We start from the raw sequence: 16,860 nt of genomic DNA, 5'->3' as shown, positions 1-16,860 counted from the left end.
GCCGGCGACGGCGGCGTGCACGGCGGCGGCCACGCGCGCGTGCAGCCGGACGGCGGCCTCCCGGTGGGCGACGACCGGTTCGGGTTCGGTCAGGACGTACGCGGCGGCGGCCGTGACGGGCGCGGCGACGCGGGCGCCGAGCGCGGTGAGGACGTCGAGCACGCGCGCGTGGAGGCCGTCACCGGCCGGGGTGGCGGCGAACCGGGCGACGGCGGCGGGCCAGCCGGCCGGGAGCAGCGCGCCCGCCAGGTCGGTGACGACGGTGACGTGCTCGGGGAGCATCTCGGCCGGCCCGGTGAGGACCGTGTCGGCCGGATCGTGCACGGTGTCGCGCCAGGTCTCGTCGCTGACCAGGTGCAGGCCCTCGCCGACGGCGGCCTCGACGGTCTCGTGCAGGACCTCCGGCGGGGCGACGGTGCCGGTGGGGTCGTCGGCGACGGACAGGACCAGGAGCCGCGGGTCGCCGCCCTCTGCGCGGACCCGGCGGACGGTCTCCAGGAGCGCGTACGGGTCGGGCACGCCGCCGCATTCCGCGGGGGTCGTGACGTGGAAGACGGGTCTGCCGAGCAGGTGCGCGTACGGCGCCCACCAGGCGGCGCAGGGGCGGGGCACGAGGACGTCGCCGCCGAGGGCCGCGGTCACCGCGAGCAGCAGCGCGGGGGCGCCGGGGGCGGCGGCGATCCGGCCCTGCTCCTCGGCCCGGCCGCGCCGGGCCCAGTGGTCGCGGGCGGCGTCCAGCAGGGCGGGGGCGCCGCCGACCGGGTCGGGGTCCGTGCGGTGGGCGGCGCCGGCGAGGACGGCGGACAGTTCGGGCGGTACGGGCAGGCCGTCGTCGGGGAGCGGCGGCCCGTAGCGGACGGGGCCGTGACCTTCGGAAGCCGTACGCCGCATCCGTACCTCCGCCAGTTCCTGTGCCGGTGCCCCGTCGCGGCCGGGGCGCAGCGTGCCTCGCCGTGCTCTTCGGCACCTCTGGTCGCACCGGTCGTGCTCTGAGTACCCAGTGCGGGGCCCTGCCATGGCCCTCGGGGCGGGTTGCGCGGATCACAACGGTCGCCGCCCGGTGCGCACGGGGGGTCAGCGGTCCTGGTCCGCCGGTGCGCCGCGCGGCCGGGGCCTCAGCCGGTGGGCGGCGGCGGCGCACGCGCCCGCGATGAGGACGCCGCCGGCGACCAGGGCGGGCACGGAGTCGGTGAAGGTTCCGCCCGCTCCGGCGTGCACCCCGTGGTCCGGGGCGTCGCCGCAGGAGCCGCCGTGCGGTACGGACTCGGGGCAGGGCGGTTTGCTGGCGCAGGGCTTGCCGGTGTGCCCCGGTTCGGGGCAGCCGTGGGAGGTGCCGACGGTGAACTCGGCGCTCCAGGCGTGCCCCTTCCCGCCGTGCGCGGCCGGGCAGGTGCCGTCGACGCGGGCGCTCGAACCCGGGCTCTTGTCTGAGTGCGGGGCGTGCGGGGCGGGGGCGACGCGGGCGGTCCCCCGGTAGCCCGGTCCGCCGGGGGTCCTGCGCAGGGTGACCGTGCCCGCCTCGAAGGACCGGGAGGTCGCCTTGAGGGTGTCCGGTGCGGACGCGGACGCCCCCGGGCAGGACACGGTGACCGTGACGTGGGCGCCGGGGGCGACGGAGGCGGGACTGACCTCGGCGACGGGCCGCGCACGCCCGCCGCCCGACTCCCCCTCCTCGGGCCCCGCCCCGGAGAACTCGTCGTACACGACGCCCCCGTCCTCCTCCGCCTCCTCGCCCTCGCCCTCGCCCTCGGCCTCATCCGGTTCGGGGACGGGCGGGAAGTCCCCTTCGAGGGGCGCCGCGGGTGCGTCGAGGCCGTCCCCGTCACCTGCGTCGGCTACGGGGACAGGGGCGGGGCCGTGCGGGGCGATGGGGGCGGCGGGGGTGACCGACACCGGTACCGGCAGGACGGCACGGGCGGCGCGGGCGGTGGGCGCCGAGAGCGGCTCGACGTCCGGCACCGATACCGGACGGGCGCCCCGGCCTGCGGCGGTGACGGGGTCGGCCGGGGCGGCGTCGGGGACACCCGGGGCTTGGCCGGGGAAGGCCAGGGCGCGGCCAGGGAAGGCTGGGGCCTGGCCGGAGAGGGACGGGACCTGGCCGGGGAAGGCCGCAACGCGGCCGGGGAAGGCCAAGGCGTGGTCGGAGAAGGCCGGGGCCTGGTCGGAGAGGGACGGGGTCCGGCCAGGGAGGGTGGTCGGCGTTGCGGAGGAAGGGGTGGTGCCGAGGCCCAGGGCGGTGGCGGCCAAGGCGGTGGCGGCCAGGGCGGTGGTCGTGAGGGCGCGGGCGGCGCGGCCCCGCGGGGAACCGGTGGGCATCGGGCGGGCTCCTTCGAGCGGCGGCTGCGGGGGCACGGCGCTCGCGCCCCCTCCGCCATCACAGCCCGCCCGGCACCGGCCCGCGCGCGGCCCTGCTCCGTTCGCGGGACCGGAGCCCCCGGCCGGGTGACAGGAGAGGTTTCGACGCCCCGCGCGTCACGACGTACCGGGCGGCTCCCGCAGGACCTGTTCGCGGACGCGGTCGCAGCAGCGGGTGATCAGGCGGGAGACGTGCATCTGGGAGATGCCCAGTTCCTCCGCGATGCTGCTCTGGGTCATGTCGTCGAAGAACCGCATGTAGAGGATGGCGCGTTCGCGGTCCGGCAGGGCGGCGAGGCGCTTCCTGACGGCCTCCCGGTCGACGACCGTGTCCAGCGCGGGGTCGGGCCCGCCCAGCGCGTCGCTGAGCGAGTAGCCGTCGTCGCTGCCGGGCAGGGCGGCGTCCAGGGACAGCGCGGAGAAGCTCTCCAGCGCCTCCTGGCCCTCCCGGACGTCCTCCTCGCTGAGGTCGGCGTGTTCGGCGATCTCGGCGACGGTCGGGCTGCGGCCGGAGATGGTCTGGGAGAGGTCCTGCCCGGCGGTGCGGACCCGGTTGCGCAGGTCCTGGACGCGGCGCGGCACGTGCAGCGTCCACAGGTGGTCCCGGAAGTGCCGCTTGATCTCGCCGGTGATGGTCGGCACGGCGTAGCTCTCGAAGGCGTTGCCGCGCTCGGGGTCGTACCGGTCGACGGCCTTGACCAGGCCGAGGGCCGCGACCTGGCGCAGGTCGTCGTAGTTCTCGCCGCGGCTGCGGAACCGTCCCGCGAGCCGTTCTGCCATGGGCAGCCAGGCCTCGACGATCCGGTCGCGCAGTGTGTCGCGCCGCGGTCCGTCGGGGAGCACGGCGAGTTCGCGGAAGTCCGCGGCGGTGTCGGGGGCGTCGTCGTGCGGGTGGGGCCTGGCGCTGAAGCGGGTCGGCATGGTGCGACGCAACTCCCTTGGAGTGCGGGGTCCTGCCGGCACGTACGGCGGCGGCTCGTCCGATGCGGCCGGTGCGCGACCCGGGCGCGGCCCGGTGCGCTGTCGCGGCCGCCGGGGGGACGGGGAACGGACGCCGGTGTGACGGCACGGCCCGAAGGTCGGGCGGTCACCGCGGGAGCGCGTCCGGGAGGCCGGACGGAACGCCGCCGTGGACGGCGCGCCCGCTCCCACGGGCGTGCCTCCTGTCCGAAGCACTGGGGGTCCGCCTGCCCCGGAGGCCGCACGCCAAACGCCCGGGATGTTTCCGGCTGTCGGGGGCGGAGACCCGTACGGCTGCCACCACCGTCGACGTCCGATCGCGTCCATGCCCGCGACCCGTCAGGAAGAGAGTGTTTCTCATGAGCGGCAAAGTCTCCGACCACGTCCTGCAGCGGCTGCGCGAATGGGGTGTCGACCAGGTGTTCGGCTATCCCGGGGACGGCATCAACGGGCTGCTCGCCGCCTGGGGGCGCGCGGAGGACCGGCCGCGGTTCGTGCAGTCGCGGCACGAGGAGATGTCGGCTTTCCAGGCGGTCGGTTACGCCAAGTTCAGCGGCCGGCTGGGGGTGTGCGCGGCCACGTCGGGACCCGGTGCGATCCATCTCCTCAACGGCCTGTACGACGCGAAGCTCGACCACGTGCCGGTGCTGGCGATCGTCGGGCAGACCCACCGGACCGCGATGGGCGGCTCCTATCAGCAGGAGGTGGACCTGCACTCGCTCTTCAAGGACGTCGCCTCGGAGTTCGTGGAGACGGTGACCGTTCCCGAGCAGTTGCCGAACGTGCTGGACCGGGCGATCCGCACGGCGTACGCCCGGCGCTGCCCGACCGCCGTCATCATCCCCGGCGACGTGCAGGAGCTGGAGTACTCGCCGCCCACGCACGCGTTCAAGATGGTGCCGTCCAGCCTGGGCGGCGATCTCGGCACGGCCGTGCCGCCGGAGGAGTCGGTGCGGCGCGCCGCGGAGATCCTCAACTCCGGTGACAAGGTGGCGGTCCTGGTCGGCCAGGGCGCCGCCGGGGCCCGCGCGGAGGTCGAGCGGATCGCCGAGGCGCTCGGCGCGGGCGTCGCCAAGGCGCTGCTCGGCAAGGACGTGCTCAGCGACGAACTGCCGTACGTCACCGGCTCGATCGGCCTGCTGGGCACGCGTCCCTCGTACGAGCTGATGCGGGACTGCGACACGCTGCTGACGATCGGTTCCTCCTTCCCGTACTCGCAGTTCCTGCCGGAGTTCGGCAAGGCGCGCGGCGTGCAGATCGACATCGACCCGCACATGATCGGGATGCGTTATCCGTACGAGGTGAATCTCGTCGGCGACGCGAAGGCCACGCTGGAGCGGCTGATCCCGCTGATCGAGGGCGGGCGGGGACGCGAGTGGTCCGACACGGTGCGCGACAACGTCCGGCGCTGGCGCGAGGTGATGGGGCGCCGGGCGGAGCTGGACGCCGATCCGGTCAACCCGGAGTACGTGGCCCGTGCGCTGGACCCGCTGCTGCCCGCGGACGCCGTCGTCACCTCCGACTCGGGGTCCACGGCGAACTGGTACGCCCGGCACATCACCATGCGACCCGGCATGCGCGGTTCGCTCTCCGGCACGCTGGCGACGATGGGGTGCGCGGTGCCGTACGCGATCGGTGCGAAGTTCGCGCACCCGGACCGGCCCGTGGTGGCGCTGGTCGGGGACGGCGCGATGCAGATGAACGGCCTCGCGGAGATGATCACGGCGGCCAAGTACCGGCATCTCTGGGAGGATCCGCGCCTGGTCGTGGGCGTGTGGAACAACCGGGACCTGAACCAGGTCACCTGGGAGCTGCGGGCCATGGGCGGCGCGCCGTCGTTCCTGCCGTCGCAGGAGCTGCCGGACGTCCGCTACGCCGACTTCGCCCGGTCGCTGGGGCTGACCGGCATCCGGGTGGAGAAGCCCGAGGACGTCGAGGAGGCGTGGCGGACGGCGCTGGCGGCGGACGGCCCGGCGGTGGTGGAGTTCCTGACCGACCCGGCGGTACCGCCGGTCCCGCCCCACGCCACGTGGGAGCAGATGGAGGCGACGGCCGCCGCCCTGCTGAAGGGCGACGCGGACCGGGGCTCCGTGGTGAAGCAGGGCTTCAAGTCGAAGATCCAGGAGTTCCTGCCGGGCAACGACAAGAAGTAACGGCAGTTCCTGCCGGGTCGGGAACCGGCCGGACGGTCGAGTGGGGCGGGCCCGTGGGTGTCTCGGGTGGGTGTCTCGGGTGGGTGGCCGGGCGGTTCCCTTCCCTGTTCCCTTTCCCCGGGGCAGCCTCTCGCGGGACGTGTCGTGCGGGGCAGGGCCGGTCGGGCCCCTCCGCCGTGCCGAACGGCCCGTGACCGGGCCCTCCCGGCCCGTCCCCTCCTCCGCCGCGCGGTTCCAGACTGGCCTCGGCGGCCCCGTGACGGGGCCCCGGAGACGACGTCCGAGGAAAGGAACCGAGATGGCCTCCCCCACCACACTCACCGCGGCCCTCCCGGCCGGCCACCGCGACCGGCTGATGCGGCTGGGCCGGACCGTCTCCGTCGAGGCGGGCACGCGCCTGTTCGAGGAGGGCCGGCGGGCCGACCGGTTCTGGATCGTGCGCACCGGCACGGTGACGCTGGACCTGCGCGTCCCCGGCCGCCGTGCCGCCGTCATCGACTCGCTGGGCCACGGCGAACTCCTCGGCTGGTCCTGGCACTTCCCGCCGTACCGGTGGCAGCTGGGCGCGGAGGCGATGAGCCCGGTGCGGGCCTGGGAGTTCGACGCGGCGGCGGTACGGGCGCTGTGCGCCGAGGACCCGGAGTTCGGCCGGGCCGTGGCCGGCTGGGTCGGCAACGTCGTCGCCCACCGGCTGCACGCGGCCCGCGTCCGGCTGCTCGACCTCTACGCCCCCTACGGCAGCGGCGACCGGCTGTGACCGAGCCCGCGGTCCTGCGGGGCCCGGCCGGCGCTCCGCGCACCGTGCGGGACGTCATGACGCGGAGCGTCGTGGCCGCGGGCCACCGCGCGCCTCTCGAGGACCTCGTGACGATCATGCGCCAGTGGCGGGTCGGGGCGCTGCCCGTGCTGGCGGGCGAGGGGCGCGTGGTCGGCGTCGTCTGCGCGGCCGATCTCACCGTACCGGCGCCCGCCGGGCCGACCGCCGCCGACGTCATGTCGGCGCCCCCCGTCACCGTCCGGCCCGGCGCCACCCTCGCCGAGGCGGCCCGGGTCATGGCCCGGCGGGGGGTGCGGCGGCTGGTCGTCGTGGACGGCGCGGGGCTGCTGCGGGGTGTGGTGAGCCGGGCCGACCTGCTCAGGGACGCCGTGCGTCCGGGTCCACGCCGTACAGGTCCACGCCGTACAGGGTCCGGCCGCCCACCAGTACGCGGCCGGTGACCAGCTCGGCCTCGACGCACAGGAAGTGGGCCGCCACGTCGACCTCGTCCGCCTCGTCCGCCTCGAAGGCGACGCCGATCCCGCCGACGGCCCGAACCGGCACGGACACGACCGACGCGCACAGCAGCACCGCGCCGTCACCATCGAGGACGAAGCCGACGAGAAACACCGCGGGCAGGGCGGCGCGGGTCTGGAGTATCCGGCCGGCGGCGGCAGCCGCGGGCGCTCCTGGGCGGTCCGGTTGCCGGAATCCGTCGGCGCGGTACACGGGCCGGCGGGGTCAGTCGTGCGCGACGACGGCGACGGGGACCGCGGCGTGGTGGAGCACCGCGTGGGCGACGGACCCGATGTGCGCGCCCGGTCCGCGTCGCACCCGGCGTCCGACGACGAGCAGCGAGGCGTCCCGGGCGGCCTCCAGCAGGAGGTCGACGGCTCCACCGGCGCGCGAGGTCTCGACGACCTCGACGCCGGGGTGCTTGTGCCGCCACGGACGTACCACCTCGGCGAGCCGGGCGGTCTGCTGCCGGGCGAACTCGTCGTAGGGCCAGGCGCCGGCGCCGGCCTCCAGTCCGTAGACGTAGTACGGGGCGACGGGGCGGCCCTGGACGACGTGCAGGGCGCTCGCGCGGCGCCGCGCCTCCTCGAAGGCGAAGCCGAGCAGGGTGTCGTCGGGCCGGTCGGTGTCCAGGCCGAGCACGACGGGCCCGGACCCGCCGTACGCCCGCCCCGCGCGGACGACGGCCACGGGGGTGCGGGTCCTGGCGATCACGGCCTGTCCCACCGAGCCGAGCAGGAAGCCCTTGACGGCGCCGAGGGCGCGGGAGCCGAGGACGAGCAGCGCGGCGTCGCCGGCGGCGTCGACGAGCGCGTCCACGACCGGCCCGGTGCGCTGCACGACGGTGACGCCGGCGCTGGGAAGCCGGGGCCGCAGGGCCTCGGCGGCCTCGTCGAGGAACCGCTGCCGGGCCTCGGACGGGACGTCCCCCGCCGTGGGTTGCGGGACCGGTTCCCAGACGTGGACCAGCTGTACCGGCAGGCCGCGCAGCGCGGCCTCCTGTACCGCCCACTCGGCGGCGGCCCGGCTCTCGGCCGAGCCGTCGAGACCCACGGTGACGGTGCGGGGCATGGGGCCCACCTCCTGTGTCGTGTCCGGCGAGGCGAGCATCACCCGCACCGTCCCCGTCCGGGCAGGGGCCACAGGTCCCTCACCGCCGCCGAGCGGCCCTCCCCACCGCTCGGGCCACGCGTGCGTGCTCCTTGCGGCGGCGGCCCCGGAGGGAACGCGCGGGCGACGGGACCGGGTGCCCGGTCCGCGGTCGGCGAACCCGGGCGGATCCGGCCGAATCGGCCGGGGGGAACGCCGTGTCGGCGCCCGTTCCACGGGTACGCGGGTGGCCACCCCGAAGGACCTGGAGGGAGACATGCAGCGAGGCAGCGACCGGCTGAGCGCCCACCGCGACGACGAGATGAAGCACGAACTGCAGGGACTGCTGAAGTCCGGGCACCCCACGCGCACCGAGGAGTGGCACGACCCCGAGCCGTTCGCCGAGGACGACCCGGAGGTGGCGCGCGGCCCGGTCACGCCGGGCCGCGACCCGTCCTCCCTGGAGTCGCTCCGGCTGGAGCTGGCCCGGAACCTGACCCGAGGGGCGTTCCCGGCGGGCCCGCGGGAACTCGCCCGGGGGCTGCGGCGCGGCCACGCCCCCGACGCCCTGGTCGAACAGGTCGAGGGACTGCCGCACAAGGAGCACTACGCCACCGTCCAGGAGCTGGCCGAGGCGCTGACCGGCGCCGGTTCCGGGACCACCTAGACGGGCGGGCCCGCCATGGGCGAGTACGTGAAGGACGTGATGACCCCGGGCGTGGTGGCCGTACGCCCGGACTCCTCGCTCTTCGAGGCGGCGCGGCTGATGCGCGACCAGGACATCGGCGATGTCGTCGTGGCCGACGGCCACCGCGTCGTCGGGGTGCTCACCGACCGGGACATCACGGTGCGGGCGGTGGCCGAGGGCCTGGACCCGATGGCGGTCGGCGCCGGCACCGTCTGCACGGGCGACCCGCTGCTGGTCGCCCCGGACGAACCGGTGGGCGACGCGCTGGCGCTGATGCGCGAGCACGCGGTGCGCCGGCTGCCGGTCGTGGAGGACGGGCTGCCGGTCGGCGTCGTGAGCCTCGGCGATCTGGCTGGGGTATTCGCGCCCGCAGGAAATTAGGAAAGGAACAGGAAGCCCTATGCGTATCGCATTTCTCACGGCGCCCGAGGGCGTCGAGCAGGTCGAACTGACCGAGCCGTGGAAGGCCGCGAAGGACGCCGGTCACGAGCCCGTACTGGTGTCGACGCAGTCCGGTGAGGTCCAGGGGTTCAACCACCTGGACAAGGCGGACACCTTCACCGTCGACGAGGTCACGGGCGAGGCGTCGGCCGACTCCTTCGGCGGGCTCGTCCTGCCGGGCGGCGTCGCCAACCCGGACTTCCTGCGCACCGACGAGAGTGCCGTGGCGTTCGTGAAGTCCTTCTTCGACCAGGGCAAGCCGGTCGCGGCGATCTGCCACGCCCCGTGGACACTGGTCGAGGCGGACGTCGTGCGCGGCCGGGTGCTGACCTCCTGGCCGAGCCTGCGGACCGACATCACCAACGCGGGCGGCACCTGGGTCGACGAGCAGGTGAAGGTCTGCGACCACGGTCCGAACACGCTGATCACCAGCCGCAAGCCGGACGACCTCAAGGCGTTCGACGAGACCTACCTGGCCGAGTTCGCCAAGGCCGGGGGCTGACCGGGACGGCACCGGGACACGACGCGCCGCCCACCGGGCCCACGGGGTCCTGGTGGGCGGCGCGTCACGTCGCGGGGCCGCCGGGCGCCGCCGACTCCCCGCTCGCGCGTTCCCGGGCGCCCTCCCGGGTGCGGCCCGCGGCGACGATCCGCCGCGGGTTGCGGCGCAGCCACTCGCCCTCCAGGCGGGCCATCCGCTCGTTGTGCGCCCGCAGCGCGTCGTCCGAGCCGTACAGCAGCGTGTCGTGACGCGTGCGGTGGATGGTCTCCAGTTCCCTCATGAGCTGCTGGTCGTCGAGGCGACCCGGGTCCACTCCGGTCATGGCACCGTCCCGTGTGTCGTGTTCGTTCATGCGGGCCGGGTACCCGCCCGGTGAACCACCACCCCCGAGCGGTATCCGGGAGGGACCCATGGATCTCGCGTTTCTCCACCCCCTCTACGAACACCCCGGCCCCTGGGCCTCCGTGTACGTCGATCTCTCCCAGCGCGCGGAGGACACCGCGCACGCCCGTGAGCTGACGGCCCAGGCGGTCGCGCGCGAGCTGGCGTCGCAGGGCGCCGACGACGCGACCTGCCGGGCCGTGCGCGAGGCCGTGGACGAGCTGCGGCACTCCACCGACCCGCACGGCCGGGCGCTCTTCGCGCACGGCGGCCGGGTCGTCCTCGACACGCCGCTGGCCCGTACGCCGCCGGGCTCCACCGTCGCGCACTGGGCGCCGCTGCCGCGCGTCTCGCCGCTGCTGGAACTGGCCGGCGAGGACCCGATGTGCGTGGTGGCCTACATCGACCGCAAGGGCGCCGACTTCGAGCTGCGCTCGGCACTCGGCAACCGGGACGCGGGCGGTGTGACCGGCCGGCAGTGGCCGGTGCACCGCACCACCAGCTCCCTGGACTGGTCCGAGCGCCACTTCCAGCTCCGGGTGGAGAACACCTGGGAGCACAACGCCGCGGAGATCGCCGACGCGCTCGCCGTCTGCCAGGAGGAGGCCGCGGCCGACCTGGTGATCCTGGTCGGCGACGACCGGGAGTGCCGGTCGGTGCGCGAGCGGCTGCCCAAGCGGCTGGCGGGCCGGGTCGTGGAGGCCGCGCACGGCACCGGCAGCCGGCTGCTGGACGACGAGGTGCTGCGGGTACGTGAGCAGCACGTCACCGAGCGGGCCCAGGCCGATCTGGACCGGTTCCTGGCCGCCAGGACGCCGGACGGCGAGGGCCGGGCCGCCGCCGTCGAGGGCGTGCCCGCGCTGGTCGAGGCGGCCCGGGAGCACCGTATCGACGAGCTGCTGATGATCCCGGACGGGCCGGACACCCACCGTGAGGTGTGGATCGGCGAGGACGCCGACCAGCTCGCGGTGCGGCGCACCGAGCTGAAGACGCTGGGTGAGCAGAACTCCTGGTCGGCCCGTGCGGACGACGCGCTGCTGCGGTCGGCCGTGATGACCGGTGCCCCGGCGATCTCGGTGACGGCGGCGCTGCCGCCGGACACGGACGACAGCCCGGTCGGCGGCATGGGGGCACTGCTCCGCTGGAAGTGAGTCCCCGGGGCTCCCCGGGCACGGCCCCGGTGCGGAACGGGCGGCGGGTCAGCGTACGCGCTCGACCCGCCGCTCGTCCCACACCGGCTCCGGTGTCTCGCGGACCTTCCCGTCGCTGCCGAAGACCAGGTAGCGGTCGAAGGAGCGGGCGAACCAGCGGTCGTGGGTGACGGCGAGGACGGTGCCCTCGAAGGACTCCAGGCCCTCCTGGAGCGCCTCGGCGGACTCCAGGTCCAGGTTGTCGGTCGGCTCGTCCAGAAGCAGGGCGGTGACGCCCTGGAGTTCGAGGAGCAGGATCTGGAAGCGGGCCTGCTGGCCGCCGGAGAGCCGCTCGAAGGTCTGCTCGGCCTGGCCGGTCAGCTCGTAGCGGCGCAGCCTCGACATGGCGGCACCGCGGTCCTGGGCGTGTTCCTTCCAGAGGATGTCCAGGAGGGTGCGGCCGAGCAGTTCGGGGTGGGCGTGGGTCTGGGCGAAGTGGCCGGGGACGACCCGGGCGCCGAGCTTCCACGCCCCGGTGTGGGCCACGCCGTCGCCGGCGAGCAGCCTCAGGAAGTGGGACTTGCCGGAGCCGTTGGAGCCGAGGACGGCGACCCGCTCGCCGTAGAAGACCTCCAGGTCGAAGGGTTTCATCAGGCCGGTCAGTTCCAGCTTCTCGCAGGTGACGGCGCGTACGCCGGTGCGGCCGCCCTTCAGGCGCATCCGGATGTCCTGCTCGCGCGGCGGCTCGGGCGGCGGTCCGGCCTCCTCGAACTTGCGCAGCCGGGTCTGGGCGGCGTGGTAGCGGGAGGCCATCTCGTGGCTGACGGAGGCGGCCTGGCGCAGGCTGAGGACGAGCTTCTTCAGCTGGGCGTGTTTCTCGTCCCAGCGGCGGCGCAGCTCCTCGAAGCGGGCGAAGCGCTCGCGCCGGGCCTCGTGGTAGGTGCCGAAGCCGCCGCCGTGCACCCAGGCGTCGGCGCCCGCGGGCCCGGGTTCCAGGGAGACGATCCGCTCGGCGGCGCGGGCGAGCAGCTCGCGGTCGTGGGAGACGAACAGCACGGTCTTGCGGGTCTCGGCGAGCCGCTCCTCCAGCCAGCGCTTGCCGGGGACGTCGAGGTAGTTGTCCGGCTCGTCGAGGAGGAGCACCTGGTCGGTGCCGCGCAGCAGCGCCTCCAGCACGAGCCGTTTCTGCTCGCCGCCGGAGAGGGTGCTCACCTGCCGCCACTGGGCCTTGTCGTAGGGGACGCCGAGCGCCGCGGTGGTGCACATGTCCCAGAGCGTCTCGGCCTCGTAGCCGCGCGCCTCGGCCCAGTCGGAGAGCGCCTGCGCGTAGCCCATCTGCGCTGCCTCGTCGTCGACGGTCATGACGGCGTGCTCGGCGGCGTCCACGGCGCGGGCGGCCTCGCGGATACGCGGCGGGGCGACGGACACCAGCAGGTCCCGTACGGTCGTCTCGTCGCGGACGGAGCCGACGAACTGGCGCATCACGCCGAGGCCGCCGCTGACGGTGACAGTGCCCTCGTGCGGCTTCAGCTCGCCGGAGAGCAGCCGCAGCAGGGTGGTCTTGCCCGCGCCGTTGGGTCCGACGAGGGCCACGACGGCGCCCTCCCCCACCCGGAAGGAGACGTCGCCGAGGAGCGTCCTCCCGTCGGGCAGGTGGTACTCCAGGTGCGCTGCTTCGAGGTGGCCCATGGGGTGATTGTCCCCTGTACGGCCCCCCGCGCGGCAACCGCGTTTCCGGTGCGGCAGGAATGGGCGCCCGGCGGGTAGGCGGGAGGCATGAGCCCCGATGTAGACCTCACCGTCCCGCTGCCCGGTCCCCATCCGCTGCGCACCGGCTTCGTGGAGCTGGACCGCCGGCTCTTCGAGGCGGTCGCCGCCCGGCACTGGCCCGGCGGCGACCGCGTCCTGCCCCGGCTGAGCCGGAGCGCCAACCACGGCGTGCTGTGGTTCGCCGCGGCGGCGGCGATCGCGGCGTCCCGCACGCCGCGCGCCCGCCGGGCCGCCGCGCGCGGCCTCGCCTCGCTGAGCGTGGCCTCGCTGGCCATCAACACCCTCGGCAAGCGCTCGGTGCGCCGTCCCCGGCCGCGCCTCGACACGGTGCCGCTGGTGCGGCAGCTGAAGCGGCAGCCGATCACCACCTCGTTCCCGTCCGGGCACGCGGCCTCCGCCGCCGCCTTCGCCACCGGGGTCGCGATGGAGTCCCCGGCCTGGGGCGCGGCCGTGGCGCCGGTGGCCGCCGCGGTGGCCCTCTCCCGGGTCTACACCGGGGTGCACTTCCCGAGCGACGTGGCGGCGGGCGCGGCGTTCGGCGCGGCCGCCGCGTTCGCCGTACGGGGCCTGGTGCCGACCCGCGGCCAGTTGCTGCCGCCCGCCCGGCCGCGCGCGGAGCTGCCGGCGCTGTCCGGCGGCGAGGGCCTGGTGATGGTGGCGAACCTCGGTTCGGGCACCTCGGACCGGGTGCGGGCGCTGTGCGACGCGCTGCCGCTGGCCGAGGTCATCGAGGCCGAACCGGCCGATGTGGCGGAGGAGCTGGAGAAGGCGGCGGGCCGGGCTCGGGTGCTCGGCGTGTGCGGCGGCGACGGCACGGTGAACGCGGCGGCGCGGGTCGCCCTGCGGTACGGACTGCCGCTGGCGGTGCTGCCCGGCGGCACGCTGAACCACTTCGCCTACGACCTGGGCGTGGAGGACGTCCGGGCGCTGTGCCGGGCGCTGGAGAACGGCGAGGGCGTGCGGGTGGACGTGGGCCGGTTCACCTCGGGCGAGCAGAGCGGCATCTTCCTGAACACCTTCAGCCTGGGCGTCTACCCGGAGCTGGTGCGCGAGCGGGAGCGCTGGTCGCACCGGATCGGCGGCTGGCCGGCCGGGATGCTGGCGGCGGTGCGGGTGCTGCGCGCCGACCGGCATCCGCTGCGGGCCGAGGTGGCCGGCCGGACCCGGCCGCTGTGGATGCTGTTCGCGGGCAACGGCATGTACCACCGGATGGGGCTCGCGCCGGGCCGCCGTCTCGACCTGGCGGACGGGCGGCTCGACGTGCGGGTGGTGCACGGCGGGAGCCGGCCCGCGCTGCGGCTGCTCTCCGCGGCCTTCGCCGGGCCGCTGACCCGGTCCCCGGCGCACGCGGCCGTGCAGGTGGGCCGGTTGCGGCTGGCCGGTGTCGCGCCGGGCACGCTCCTCGCCTACGACGGCGAGGTCACCGAGACGGCGGGCGACGTCACGGTGGAGAAGCTCCCCGAGGCGCTGACGGTGTACCGGCCCCTGCCCGACAACGGCTGACGGGCCGTCATTTCACATATCGATACGCGGGTCTCATCATGCGATCCGCGCGCGTACCGTTGATCCCCTGTTCCGAGGGCGCCCGCCGCGCCGGGAGAGGGGATCAGCCATGTCCGAGCAGCCGTCCGAGCCGCAGTCCGAGCAGCCGTCCGAGCCGCAGTCCGAGCCGCAGTCCCGGCAGCCGTCCGAGCCGCGGGAGACCGCCGTCTACACGCACGGGCACCACCCGTCCGTGCTCCGCTCGCACACCTGGCGCACCGCCGCCAACTCCGCCGGGTACCTGCTCGGCTCCCTGAAGCCGCACATGCGGATCCTGGACGTCGGCTGCGGGCCGGGCACCATCACCGCGGACCTCGCCGCCCTGGTCCCGGACGGCCACGTCACCGGCGTCGACCGGGAGCCCGGCGTCCTGGAGCAGGCCCGCGCCACCGCCGCCGGGCGGGGACTGGCCAACACCGACTTCGCGGTGGCCGACGTGCACGCGCTGGACTTCCCCGACGACACCTTCTGCGTCGTCCACGCCCACCAGGTGCTCCAGCACGTGGGCGACCCGGTGCGGGCGCTGCGCGAGATGCTGCGGGTGACGAGACCCGGCGGGTACGTCGCCGTGCGCGACTCCGACTACGCGGCGATGACGTGGTTCCCCGGGTCAGCGGGGCTGGACGACTGGCTGGACCTGTACCGGCGGGTGGCCCGTGCAGGCGGCGGCGAGCCGGACGCCGGGCGCCGGCTGAAGGCGTGGGCCCTGGAGGCGGGCTGCACCGACATCACCGCGACCTCGGACACCTGGACCTTCAGCACACCCGAGGAGCGGGAGTGGTGGAGCGGGCTGTGGGCGGAGCGCACCGTGGCGTCGGCGTACGCGGAGCGCGCGGTCGACGGCGGCCACGCGACCCGGGAGCGGCTCCGGTCCGTCGCGGCGGCCTGGCGGGAGTGGGGCGAGCGCCCCGAGGGCTGGTTCGGTGTGCTCCACGGGGAAATTCTGTGCCGAAAGAACGTCTGATCCACGAAATCGGGGACACCAGTACGTGCAGGAGGTATTCAAATGGTTCCGCTTCTGCTCGTTCTGCTTCTCGCGCTCATTCTTTTCGGTGCGGGATTCGCCCTGAAGATTCTGTGGTGGGTCGCCCTCATCGTCATCGTGCTGTGGCTGCTCGGCTTCCTGGTCCGGGGCACCAGTTCCGGAGGCGGCCGGAGTCGCTGGTACAGGTGGTGAGGGGTGCTGCCCCGGGAGGTTCACTCCCGGGGCAGCAGCGGTCCGAGCGGCCCGAGGTCCAGATTCAGGTCCTCGGGCCGCAGTCCGTAGCGCTCGCGCAGCTCGGTCATGCGGTCGTCGAGCAGCATCAGGGTGAGCCCGATGCGCTCCTCCTGGTCCTCGCTGAGGTCGCCCTGGTCGAAGCGGCGCAGCGCCTGCCTCTCCATGAGCTGGCGCAACAGCTCGACCACGGTCAGCACCAGTTTGATCAGGTCGCGTTCGACGGTGTCGGGCTCGAACTCGATACGCCCCGAGCGCGGCCGTTCCACGTCACTCCCCTTCACCACTCCCCCGTCACCCCCCTTCGAACGGGGACGGCACGTTCGCGTTGACCGAGCTGATCAGCGCGTTGAGGTCGATGCGGACCAGGTCCACGTCGGCGATGCGCAGCGTGAGGTCGCCGGTGATGACGACCCCGCCGGCCAGCAGCCGGTCGAGGAGGTCGACCAGGGCGATCTCGCGGCGTTCTATGACGGTCACGCGTCCTTCCCCCCGCGGTTGTCCGCTGTTTCTCCCGTTTCCGCCGCGAAGGAATAGGCGGCCCACGGACCGGTGAGTTCCACCCGGATTCCGGGGGTGTCGTCCTTTACCGCGTCCACCAGTTCCACGAATTCCTCGGAGAGATTCCGCCGCACCAGATAGGCGGCGTTCAGGACATTGCGTCCGGCGGCACCGGAGAGCTGCGGATTCTGCGGCGCGTGCAGCCGGGCGTCGTCGGCGTGCCCGGAGAGCGTCCCGTGCAGCCGGCCGGCGAACTCCTCGGCCCGCTGCCACAGTTCCTCCCCGGCCCGGCTCCGCAGCCGCCGCTGCCGCAGGTAGTCCCGGCCGGACACGGGCTTCGCCGCCGGGTCCCCGGCGGCCCCGGCTCCGGCCGCGGCCCCGGGCGTCTCGACGTACACCTTGACGCCCCACTCCACCCGGCCGTCCAGCCGCTCCAGCGTCCGCAGGAAGGCGGCCTCGCGTTCTTCCATCATCACGCGGACGCCGCTGTCGTCCCGGAAGACCGTGGCCATCCGGAGCGGCAGCGGCGTGGTGACGACGGTCAGCGCGTCGACCACCTGCTGGTGGGCGCGGGCGGTCGCCGCCAGCCAGTCCAGGTCCTCCAGGTGGGCCTTGAGCGACTCCTCGGCGAAGTCCGCCTCGGGCACATGACTGACGACGGCGACCAGACCGCGGTGGTGCAGCGCTCTGGGCGGGTCGCCGCCCACGCCGGTCAGCTGCGCCTGGAGCGGCGCGCCGAGGGGCCGGCACACGGCGTACACGTACCGCAGTCCGGTCACGATTCCTCCTTCGGCGCGCGGCGGCGCGGCTGCCGGGGCGCGCGGCGCGGCTCCTCCGCCGCCGCGGCCCCGTTCCAGCG

General features: G+C 74.9%; 19 protein-coding genes and 1 pseudogene. 10 read left to right on the top strand and 10 right to left on the bottom strand.

The features are described 5' to 3' along the window. The 3 genes from UW392_RS18180 to UW392_RS18170 form a co-directional block, all read right to left on the bottom strand. A partial coding sequence (locus tag UW392_RS18180; RefSeq protein WP_320776068.1) for an aminotransferase class I/II-fold pyridoxal phosphate-dependent enzyme occupies window positions 1-891 on the bottom strand: 891 nt, incomplete at its 3' end. A gap of 183 nt (window positions 892-1,074) precedes the next feature. Beyond that, window positions 1,075-2,316 carry a hypothetical protein gene (locus tag UW392_RS18175; RefSeq protein ID WP_320776067.1) on the bottom strand — a complete coding sequence of 414 codons (1,242 nt, stop codon included), beginning with the start codon at window positions 2,314-2,316 and terminating at the stop codon, window positions 1,075-1,077. A 156-nt stretch (window positions 2,317-2,472) separates the two neighbouring features. Then, window positions 2,473-3,276, bottom strand: coding sequence for an RNA polymerase sigma factor SigF (locus tag UW392_RS18170; RefSeq protein ID WP_320776066.1), 804 nt, complete (start codon window positions 3,274-3,276; stop codon window positions 2,473-2,475). Between the two features lie 398 nt (window positions 3,277-3,674). Between UW392_RS18170 and UW392_RS18165 the strand changes: the two genes are divergently transcribed. The 3 genes and pseudogenes from UW392_RS18165 to UW392_RS18155 form a co-directional block, all read left to right on the top strand. Beyond that, window positions 3,675-5,468 (top strand): thiamine pyrophosphate-requiring protein, encoded by a 1,794-nt coding sequence (locus UW392_RS18165; RefSeq protein ID WP_320776065.1) that lies wholly within the window; start codon window positions 3,675-3,677, stop codon window positions 5,466-5,468. Between the two features lie 298 nt (window positions 5,469-5,766). Next, the gene (locus UW392_RS18160) at window positions 5,767-6,225 is read left to right on the top strand and encodes a cyclic nucleotide-binding domain-containing protein (protein ID WP_320776064.1); all 459 of its coding nucleotides are present in this window, start codon (window positions 5,767-5,769) and stop codon (window positions 6,223-6,225) included. Between the two features lie 56 nt (window positions 6,226-6,281). Next, window positions 6,282-6,620: pseudogene (locus UW392_RS18155) on the top strand (CBS domain-containing protein); the annotation flags it as partial. Here UW392_RS18155 and UW392_RS18150 read toward each other — a convergent pair. Both UW392_RS18150 and UW392_RS18145 read right to left on the bottom strand, forming a co-directional pair. After that, complete coding sequence (locus UW392_RS18150; RefSeq protein ID WP_320776062.1) at window positions 6,604-6,954, bottom strand: pyridoxamine 5'-phosphate oxidase family protein; 351 nt, start codon at window positions 6,952-6,954, stop codon at window positions 6,604-6,606. The pseudogene UW392_RS18155 and the gene UW392_RS18150 sit on opposite strands and share 17 nt — an antisense overlap. A 12-nt stretch (window positions 6,955-6,966) precedes the next feature. Beyond that, window positions 6,967-7,812, bottom strand: a complete 846-nt coding sequence (locus tag UW392_RS18145) for a universal stress protein (RefSeq protein ID WP_320776061.1) — start codon at window positions 7,810-7,812, stop codon at window positions 6,967-6,969. Window positions 7,813-8,107: 295 nt separating this feature from the next. Between UW392_RS18145 and UW392_RS18140 the strand changes: the two genes are divergently transcribed. The 3 genes from UW392_RS18140 to UW392_RS18130 are packed head-to-tail and all read left to right on the top strand — an operon-like array spanning window position 8,108 to window position 9,461. Next, on the top strand, window positions 8,108-8,497 hold the full coding sequence (locus UW392_RS18140) for a DUF2795 domain-containing protein (protein ID WP_320776060.1): 390 nt from the start codon (window positions 8,108-8,110) through the stop codon (window positions 8,495-8,497). A 15-nt stretch (window positions 8,498-8,512) separates the two neighbouring features. Then, window positions 8,513-8,899, top strand: coding sequence for a CBS domain-containing protein (locus UW392_RS18135; RefSeq protein ID WP_320776059.1), 387 nt, complete (start codon window positions 8,513-8,515; stop codon window positions 8,897-8,899). Between the two features lie 19 nt (window positions 8,900-8,918). Further along, window positions 8,919-9,461 carry a type 1 glutamine amidotransferase domain-containing protein gene (locus UW392_RS18130; protein WP_320776058.1) on the top strand — a complete coding sequence of 181 codons (543 nt, stop codon included), beginning with the start codon at window positions 8,919-8,921 and terminating at the stop codon, window positions 9,459-9,461. Window positions 9,462-9,525: 64 nt separating this feature from the next. On the opposite strand, the gene UW392_RS18125 is transcribed toward UW392_RS18130, so the two are convergent. Continuing rightward, window positions 9,526-9,813, bottom strand: coding sequence for a DUF6158 family protein (locus UW392_RS18125; protein ID WP_320776057.1), 288 nt, complete (start codon window positions 9,811-9,813; stop codon window positions 9,526-9,528). Window positions 9,814-9,871: 58 nt separating this feature from the next. Here UW392_RS18125 and UW392_RS18120 point away from each other — a divergent pair, with 58 nt between their 5' ends. Further along, window positions 9,872-10,993: a Vms1/Ankzf1 family peptidyl-tRNA hydrolase gene (locus UW392_RS18120; protein WP_320776056.1), complete on the top strand. Its 1,122-nt coding sequence runs from the start codon at window positions 9,872-9,874 to the stop codon at window positions 10,991-10,993. Window positions 10,994-11,041: 48 nt separating this feature from the next. On the opposite strand, the gene UW392_RS18115 is transcribed toward UW392_RS18120, so the two are convergent. Continuing rightward, window positions 11,042-12,661, bottom strand: coding sequence for an ABC-F family ATP-binding cassette domain-containing protein (locus UW392_RS18115; protein ID WP_320776055.1), 1,620 nt, complete (start codon window positions 12,659-12,661; stop codon window positions 11,042-11,044). Window positions 12,662-12,748: 87 nt separating this feature from the next. Between UW392_RS18115 and UW392_RS18110 the strand changes: the two genes are divergently transcribed. The 3 genes from UW392_RS18110 (at window position 12,749) to UW392_RS18100 (ending at window position 15,461) form a co-directional block, all read left to right on the top strand. After that, window positions 12,749-14,245 (top strand): bifunctional phosphatase PAP2/diacylglycerol kinase family protein, encoded by a 1,497-nt coding sequence (locus UW392_RS18110; protein WP_320776054.1) that lies wholly within the window; start codon window positions 12,749-12,751, stop codon window positions 14,243-14,245. Between the two features lie 109 nt (window positions 14,246-14,354). Next, a complete protein-coding gene (locus UW392_RS18105) occupies window positions 14,355-15,248 on the top strand; it encodes a class I SAM-dependent methyltransferase (RefSeq protein WP_320776053.1) in 894 nt (297 codons plus the stop codon). Window positions 15,249-15,290: 42 nt separating this feature from the next. After that, window positions 15,291-15,461: a hydrophobic protein gene (locus tag UW392_RS18100; protein ID WP_320776052.1), complete on the top strand. Its 171-nt coding sequence runs from the start codon at window positions 15,291-15,293 to the stop codon at window positions 15,459-15,461. A 20-nt stretch (window positions 15,462-15,481) separates the two neighbouring features. Here the strand turns inward: UW392_RS18100 and UW392_RS18095 are convergent, their stop codons facing one another. The 3 genes from UW392_RS18095 to UW392_RS18085 are packed head-to-tail and all read right to left on the bottom strand — an operon-like array spanning window position 15,482 to window position 16,780. After that, on the bottom strand, window positions 15,482-15,769 hold the full coding sequence (locus UW392_RS18095) for a gas vesicle protein K (protein ID WP_320776051.1): 288 nt from the start codon (window positions 15,767-15,769) through the stop codon (window positions 15,482-15,484). A 25-nt stretch (window positions 15,770-15,794) separates the two neighbouring features. Next, window positions 15,795-15,980 carry a gas vesicle protein gene (locus UW392_RS18090; protein WP_320776050.1) on the bottom strand — a complete coding sequence of 62 codons (186 nt, stop codon included), beginning with the start codon at window positions 15,978-15,980 and terminating at the stop codon, window positions 15,795-15,797. Beyond that, complete coding sequence (locus UW392_RS18085; protein ID WP_320776069.1) at window positions 15,977-16,780, bottom strand: GvpL/GvpF family gas vesicle protein; 804 nt, start codon at window positions 16,778-16,780, stop codon at window positions 15,977-15,979. The genes UW392_RS18090 and UW392_RS18085 overlap by 4 nt, the downstream gene beginning before the upstream one ends. Window positions 16,781-16,860: the final 80 nt, after the last annotated feature.

This window comes from Streptomyces sp. CRN 30, assembly GCF_034105845.1.
The sequence above is the reverse complement of the archived record's forward strand: the minus strand, read 5'-3'. Positions and strand labels throughout refer to the sequence as shown.